The sequence below is a fragment of the Streptomyces swartbergensis genome (assembly GCF_002148965.1).
Classification (GTDB): Bacteria; Actinomycetota; Actinomycetes; order Streptomycetales; family Streptomycetaceae; genus Streptomyces; species Streptomyces swartbergensis.
Window position 1 is genome coordinate 1 of record NZ_NGFN01000449.1, and the last position, 5,929, is coordinate 5,929.

Sequence of the window (5,929 nt, forward strand, 5' to 3'; positions counted from 1 at the left end):
GCCGGCAGCCCCGCCGCCGGTCTCGCGACGCCGCGCTCCGGCCTCGCCGGGCTGGGAACGGCCTGGCGGGAGGCGTCGGCGGCGGCGCGGGCCGCGTCGGCCGAGCCCCGGCTGGGGCCCGTCGCCCAGTGGGCGTCGATCGGGCCGTTCCGGCTGCTCACCGCGCTGCCGCCGGAGGTGGCCCGCGACCCGGCGGTGCACGCCCTGCTCTTCCCCGTCCACCAGGAGCTCGCCCGGACCGCCGAGGTCTACCTCGACTGCGCCGGCCAGGCCGCCCGGGCCGCCGCCGAGCTGGGCATCCACCGCCAGACCCTGTACTACCGCCTGTCCAAGATCGAGAAGCTCACCGGCCTGGACCTGGACGACGGCGAGGACCGCCTGCTCCTGCACATGGCGTTGAAGGGAGCCCGGCTCGCGCAGAGCCAGGACATCGGGCCGTCCGGGTGAGTCCGCCGCCCGAACGGGCGGTTTGAGGACGGACCCGCGCGCCGTCGGACGCCGAGCCCGGTCACGGTTCTCCTGGTGTGCCATCGACTGGGAGGAGTTCACGTGCGGAGCCGACGCGCCTGGTCTGCGACACGAACGGTGGTGGCGGGGCTGGCCTGCGGGGTGCTCGCGCTCGCGCTGCCGGGCGCCCATGCGAGTGCCGGGGAGGACCGTCCTGCGGAAGCGGTGTCCGACGCGTCGGCCGTCGTCGAGTGGATGCGCACGGCGGATGCCACCATCGCGGCCGAGGCCCGCACGGCCCCGCCCGAGAAGCTCTTCTGGGAGGCGTACGTCTCGACCGCCGTCTACAACGCCGTCGTCGGCGTCGAGGGCCGCTTCACCCCGTACAAGTGGGACGGGCGGGCGCCTGGTACGGCCTCGTCCGCGGCGGCTGCCGCCGCGGCGGCGCACCAGGTACTGCGCCACCACTTCCCCGGGGCCGCGCCCCGGCTGGACACCGCCCTGACCGGCACGCTCGCGAAGATCCCCGACGGTGAGGCAGAGGACCAGGGCGTCGCGTTCGGGAAGCTCGCCGCCGACCACATCATCGACCTTCGCCGCGATGACGGCCGCGGCGCCTCCGTGCCGTTTCCCGCTCGCCCGCGCCCCGGCGTCTGGCGCCCCACCCCTCCCGACCACGCGCCCTTCGCCAGCGCCTGGATCGGCAGGGTCCGGCCGCTGCTGCTGGACTCCCCGCACCAGTTCCGCCCCGGCCCGCCACCGGCGCTCCACTCCGCCCGGTACGCGAGGGACCTCCACGAACTGGCGGCCTACGGAGGCCGGACCGGCTCGCACCGGACCCCCGAACAGACGGACACCGCGCGGTATTTCACCAACCTGGACCTGCAAGGGGCCCTGGGCGACCACGCCACCCGGCACGGGTTCGGCATCGCCGAGACGGCGCGCCTGTACGCGGCGGCCAACACGGCCCAGGCCGACGCCGTCATCGCCGCCTGGGACGCCAAACTCCACTACGGCACCTGGCGGCCCGTCACCGCCATCCGGGAGGCGGACACCGACGGCAACCCGGCGACCCGGGCGGACCGGCACTGGGAGCCGCTGCTCGTCACCCCGGCGCATCCCGACTACCTCAGCGGCCACGCCACCATGGGCGGTGCCCTGATGCGCGCGCTGACCGGAGTCCTCGGCACCGCCCGCGTCGACCTGCGCATCCGGTCGACCGCCACCGGTGCGTCCCGCCACTATCGCTACGCCCACGAGTACGAGCGGGACGTCGTCGACGCCCGGGTCTGGGGCGGCATCCACACCCGGACGGCCGACGAGGTGGGCAACGCCACCGGGCGCCGGCTCGCCGCCTGGGCCCTGCGGAGGTACTTCCGCCCCGTCCCCTGAAATCGGCCACTTCAAAATCGGCCACTTCTGAAAACGATTGTCATCATGCTACGGTCATGGCGCGTTCAACCATTTACCAGGCCTTGACCGAGGTGTCCCCGTGCGCGTCCCCGCTCGACTCATCCCCCTTGCCGCCGTCACCGCGGCCTCCGCCCTGCTCACCGGCTGTTTCTCCGGTGGGCAGTCGGCCACGGACGACTCCGGGGCAGGGGGTAAGCGCATCCGCGTCGCGATGATGCAGCCACCCCGCTCGGGACTGTCCCCGCTGTCGGACGACGCCTTCAAGCTGTCCCGCTGGTCGACGGCGGAGACCCTGGTGAAACTGAACGCCGACGGTGACGCCGAGCCGGCACTGGCCACCGAGTGGGTCCAGTCCGGCCGGAACTGGACCTTCACCCTGCGCGACGGCGTCACCTTCCACGACGGGACGAAGCTCACCGCCGAAACCGTCGTCAACTCCCTCACCAAGGCCGCCGCCGCCTCCCCCAAGCCCCGCATCCTCGACGGCGTGGACCTGACCGCGAAGGCCGACGGCGACAAGGTCACCGTCACCACCGCCACCGAGGACCCCCTGGTCCCCCAGCGGCTCAGCTCCCCGCAGCTGTCGATCCTCGCCGCCAAGGCCTACAAGGGGAAGGCCGTCAGCCCCGTCGGCGCGGGCACCGGCCCCTTCGAGCTGACGAAGGTCAACGGCACCTCCTCCGCCGCCCTCGACCGCTACGACGACTACTGGGGGAAGAAGGCCAAGGCCCCCGGCATCGACGTGCGGTTCGTGCCGGACGGCACCGCCCGTGCCGCGGCCCTGCGCAGCGGCGAGGCCGACATCGTCGAGGCGGTGCCGGTGTCGCAGGCCGCCGTCCTCGACCAGGACCTGATCACCGAGGTCCCGATGCCGCGCACCAACACCCTGTACCTCAACACCGAGAAGGGCGTCTTCAAGGACGCCGCGGTGCGTGCGGCGGCCCGTGAGGCGATCGACGCCGAGTCGCTCGTGAAGGGCGTGTACGAGGGGCGCGCCGACGTCGCCGAGGGACTGCTCGGCCCCGCCCTGCCGTGGGCGGCCGAGCTGCGCGAGCCGGTGAAGCGGGCCAAGGCCGGCGACCCGGCCGGCAAGACGATCACCATCGGCACCTTCACCGACCGCGCCGAGCTGCCCGAGGTCGCCGCAGCGCTGCAACAGCAGCTCCAGAAGGCCGGGTTCAAGGTGAAGCTCGACATCCGCGAGTACGCCAACATCGAGTCCGACGCGCTGGCGGGCCGGTTCGACGCGTTCATCCTCTCCCGCGCCACCGTCCTCGACTCCGGCGACCCGGCCGCCTACCTCTACAGCGACTTCGCCTCCGACGGCTCCTTCAACATCGCCCAGCTCGCGGACCCCTCCGTGGACAAGGCCCTGAAGAAGGCCGGCGAGACGCCGACCGGCGACGCCCGGCGCAAGGCGGTCATCGCCGCCGAGGCCGCCGTGCTCGGCACGGACGCGGCCGTGCCCATGCTGCACGAGCGCGTGATCCAGGGCGACGCCGCCGGCGTGACCGGCGCCGCCCACGACCCGCGTGAGCGGGAGCTGGTCACGGCGGACACCTACGTCAAGTGAAGGCCCCTATACGGCGGTTGGCCGGCGCCGCCGCGCTGACCCGCCTGTTCTGCTTGATCGCCGTCCTGGCCGCCGTGGGCCTGCTGCCCTGGCTCTCCGGCAGGGACCCGGCCCTGGCCGTGCTGCGGGCCCGCTCCGCGGAGCAGGACCCGACCAAGGAGGCTCTGGACTCCGTACGGCGGGACCTCGGTCTGGACGCCGGTCCCCTGTCCCTGCTGGGCGGCTGGGCCTCGGACCTGCTGCGCGGCGACCTCGGCACCTCCTGGGTCTCGGGCACCGAGGTCCTGCCCTCCGTGGTCTCCGGGCTCCAGGTGTCGCTGGCGTTGATGGGCGCCTCGCTGGCCGTAGCGCTGCTGCTGGCGTGCACGCTGGTCGCGCCCGTGCTGGTGCGGGGCCGGGCCTCGGCCGGGGCGTGGGCCGCGATGCTGGCCGCCGTGCCCGAGTTCCTGCTGGCCACGGTCGCGCTGCTGGTCTTCGGCGTGTGGTTCGGGTGGCTGCCGACGTCGGGCTGGGTGGGGCCGGAGAACATGGTCCTGCCCGCCGTGGCCCTCGGCGTCCCCGGCGGCGGGCTGCTCGGCCGGCTGGTCGCGGACGCGCTGCCCGCCGTGCTCGACGAGCGGTGGGTGGAGCTGTGGCGGGGCGCCGGGGTGAGCCGGGCGCGGATCGCCGGGGCGGCGCTGCGGCGCGTCCTGCCGCCGCTGGTCCCGCAGTTCGGGATGGTCTCCGTGGGGCTCACCGGCGGCGCGGTCGCCGTGGAGACGGTCTTCGCCGTGCCGGGCATCGGCCGTACCGCGCTCGGCGCGGCCAAGTCACAGGACCTGCCGCTGCTCCAGGGCTCGGTGCTCGCACTGCTCGCGCTGGGCCTGGTCACGGGCGCGCTGGCGGCGCTCGCCCGGCGGCGGCTGCTGGGCCCGGCCCTGCGTGACGCCTCGCTGTCGCTGCCTCCGGCACGGCCGGTGCGGGCGCATCCCGCGATCCCGTTGTCGCTGTTCACCGTCCTCGCCGTGACGATCGGCTGGGGCCTGTCGCGCGACCCGTACGCCGTGAACACCACGGACCGGCTGGCCGCGCCCTCCTGGGCCCACCCGCTGGGCACCGACGGTCTCGGCCGTGACGTGCTCGCCCGGCTGGGCCACGGCGCCGCCTCCACGGTCGGCACGGCGGCGGCCGTCTGCCTGCTGAGCCTGCTGATCGCGCTCGCCCTGGGCTTCCTGCCCCGGATCGCGGAGGGCGCGGCGGACATCGCCAACGCCCTGCCCCCGGTGATCGTCGGCATCCTGGTCGCGGCGGCCGCCGGTCCCGGCACCGGCGGCGCGGCCCTCGCGGTCGCGCTGATCTCCTGGCCGGCCCTGTCCGCGCACGCGGCGGCGCTGGTGCAGGAGGTGCGGGCGTCGGCGTTCCTGACCGCCCAACGGGCCATCGGGGCGAGCCCGTTCTGGATCCTCACCCGGCACGTCCTGCCGTCCGTGGCCGCCCCCGTCGCCCGCCACGCCCTGCTGCGCCTGCCGGGCATCGCCCTGGCCCTGGCCTCGCTGGGCTTCCTGGGCCTGGGCGCTCAGCCGCCCGCCCCCGAGTGGGGCCTGCTGCTCGACGAGTCCCGTGCCTATGTCGAACGCGCCCCGTGGGCGGCCCTCGCCCCGGCGGTGGCGCTGGCCCTGCTGGCGGGACTGGCGGTGTCGGGCGCGGCACTCACACAGGGCCGGAGGGTACGGCGGCGCGTCACTCCGGCTCCGGTCCGGAAGGAGACCCCCGTTGGAGTCTGAGCCACTGCTGTCGGTACGCGAGCTGCGGATCGCCTTCGACGGGGTCGAGGCCGTGCGCGGCCTGTCCTTCGACGTCCGGCCACGCGAAGTGCTGGCGATCGTCGGCGAGTCGGGAGCGGGCAAGTCCCTCACGGCCCGCGCGCTCCTCGGCATGCTGCCGCGCGGCGCGACCACGAGCGGGACAGTCCTGCCCGACCTCTCGGCCCACCGCGGCCGCCGCATCTCCCTGGTCCCGCAGGACGCCCTGTCGGCGCTGTCCCCCGTGCACCCGGTGGGCGACCAACTGGTCGCCGCCGTACGGTCGGTGGCCGGTGTCTCCCGCAAAGAAGCCCGGGCCCGGGCGGTCGCGGCCCTGGACCGCGTCGGCATCCCGGACGCGGCCCGCAGGGCGCGGGCGTATCCGCACGAGTACTCCGGCGGCATGCGGCAGCGCGCGGTGATCGCCATGGCCACCATCAACGAACCGGACGTCGTGGTCGCCGACGAACCCACCACCGCCCTCGACGAGGAGCGCCGCGACCAGGTACTGCGGCTGCTCGCCGAGCAGCGGGAGGCGGTCGGCGCCGCGCTCGTCCTGGTCACGCACGACATGGACGTCGTGCGGGGCCACGCGGACCGGGTGCTGGTCATGTACGCCGGACGCCTCGCCGAACTCGGCGCCGCCGACGAGGTGCTGGCCCGCCCCCGCGCCCCCTACACGGCCGGCCTGCTGGCATCCCTCCCGCAGAACGCG

At 74.8% G+C, this 5,929-nt stretch carries 5 protein-coding genes; all 5 read left to right on the plus strand.

Annotated elements, in window-relative coordinates; genetic code table 11:
* Positions 1–447: PucR family transcriptional regulator (locus CA983_RS39505; RefSeq protein WP_143645708.1), on the plus strand; the 447-nt coding region annotated here is incomplete at its 5' end.
* A gap of 102 nt (positions 448–549) precedes the next feature.
* Positions 550–1,839 carry a vanadium-dependent haloperoxidase gene (locus CA983_RS39510; protein ID WP_244207294.1) on the plus strand — a complete coding sequence of 430 codons (1,290 nt, stop codon included), beginning with the start codon at positions 550–552 and terminating at the stop codon, positions 1,837–1,839.
* A gap of 100 nt (positions 1,840–1,939) precedes the next feature.
* Positions 1,940–3,433 carry an ABC transporter substrate-binding protein gene (locus tag CA983_RS39515; protein WP_086605525.1) on the plus strand — a complete coding sequence of 498 codons (1,494 nt, stop codon included), beginning with the start codon at positions 1,940–1,942 and terminating at the stop codon, positions 3,431–3,433.
* Positions 3,430–5,196, plus strand: coding sequence for an ABC transporter permease subunit (locus tag CA983_RS39520; RefSeq protein WP_244207295.1), 1,767 nt, complete (start codon positions 3,430–3,432; stop codon positions 5,194–5,196). Before CA983_RS39515 ends, CA983_RS39520 begins: the two co-directional genes overlap by 4 nt.
* Positions 5,186–5,929 (plus strand): ABC transporter ATP-binding protein (locus tag CA983_RS39525; protein ID WP_086605527.1); only part of this gene is annotated, 744 nt, incomplete at its 3' end. The genes CA983_RS39520 and CA983_RS39525, both read left to right, overlap by 11 nt.